This window comes from Acetobacter okinawensis (genome assembly GCF_002153655.1).
Taxonomy (GTDB): Bacteria; Pseudomonadota; Alphaproteobacteria; order Acetobacterales; family Acetobacteraceae; genus Acetobacter; species Acetobacter okinawensis_A.
Map to the genome: position 1 here is coordinate 1 of NZ_JOPJ01000120.1, position 839 is coordinate 839.

1 pseudogene is annotated in these 839 nt (G+C 54.0%); it reads right to left on the reverse strand.

Annotated elements, in window-relative coordinates:
* Window positions 1-662: pseudogene (locus HK26_RS13005) on the reverse strand (terminase large subunit); the annotation flags it as partial.
* Window positions 663-839 lie beyond the last annotated feature (177 nt).

Genomic DNA, 839 nt, shown 5'->3' on the forward strand with positions numbered 1-839 from the left:
TCAATATCGGCGCATGGGTCTTTCATGACCCACAGGTCGCCCTGCTTCTCAAAATCCAGAAACTGGCTCGCCTCTTTCTTGCGGATCTCCAGAACATTATGGTTGACCCAGCTACGGGACCAGCAGAGCCATTCAGCAGTAACGCTGTCGCGCCCCATGATGACCAGGGAAAGCATGTCATCCAGTCCGCCCCCATCAATTCCGGCCACGATCACGTCTGATCGGGTCTGGATTTCTTCAAGCGTCAACTCGCTGTCTGCTTGATCCATCCAGTAATCTGCGCCTGCCCAGCGGTCATTCCGCAATGCAAGGCCGATTTCCACGTTCAGATGCTGAGAAGCCCAGCGTACCAGTTCTTCCAGGCCCGCAGCCTTGGCCTCGGTATAATCTTCTTTTAACCGCTCTACCGTAATCGACCGCCCAGCATTCGGCAGCACCATGTGCCAGCATGCTGGTTTTTCCCAAGGGGCAGGTTCACCAGGTATGGTTGAGATTTTTTGCAGATCCTCCGGGAACTCATAGAGGATTGGTAGTGTATGCCCCTGCACCTCACCGTCACGGATAGAGCGGGCTTTCATCAGATCTGCTTTGAAAACGCCGCGCGGTGGTTTTTCACTTTGTGTTGTGATGATCAGCAGGAAAGCCTCTGGCTGGCTGATCATACCCCCGCGTATCTGCCCCATGACCCGCGAGGCGTCAGATTTTTCCGCAATAACGTGCTCTTCGTCAACCAGTACGCCAGAGGGCTTTACGCCGGTCATGACGTCAGGAGAGAAAGTTTTGATCTGGAGCGTGGCCCCGGTTTGTAAAAACGTAATGGTTTTCTTGTGCGCCTGAAT